1 protein-coding gene is annotated in these 382 nt (G+C 55.5%); it reads right to left on the bottom strand.

The window, feature by feature from the left end:
- Positions 1-266 (bottom strand): transposase zinc-binding domain-containing protein (locus KDU71_RS22885; RefSeq protein WP_212193445.1); only part of this gene is annotated, 266 nt, incomplete at its 3' end.
- Positions 267-382: the final 116 nt, after the last annotated feature.

The raw sequence follows: 382 nt of genomic DNA, 5'->3' as shown, positions 1-382 counted from the left end.
AACAAGTCGGCTTCGCGCTGGCGTACCCATTCCTCCCGCTTATGGCCCTGGCATTTGGGACAATGACGGTTACGGCACGAGTTATAGCTCAGGTGCAAAGCCTGGCAATTGGGGTTATCACAACGGTCGATGTGCCCACCCAGTTTAGCAGTTCGACAAGCTGCCAGGGCATACAGGGCACGTGCCTGCCAGCTATTGGTGCACAGCTGTTCTATCCGGTCGAGATGTTGATTTAACACATCGGCCACTTCATGGCGGGGCTTCATGGCCTGGGCTGCTTGTACAGCTTATCCAATGGCGAGAAGCCGCGGTATTTGTCCAGCTGCGCCACATGCAGGTACACCATGGTGGTTTTGATATCCACATGCCCCAGGAGGTCCTT

The sequence above is a fragment of the Carboxylicivirga sediminis genome, assembly GCF_018156225.1.
Lineage (GTDB): Bacteria > Bacteroidota > Bacteroidia > Bacteroidales > Marinilabiliaceae > Carboxylicivirga > Carboxylicivirga sediminis.
Note: the sequence above shows the minus strand (reverse complement) of the source record. Positions and strands in the feature narration are given on the sequence as shown.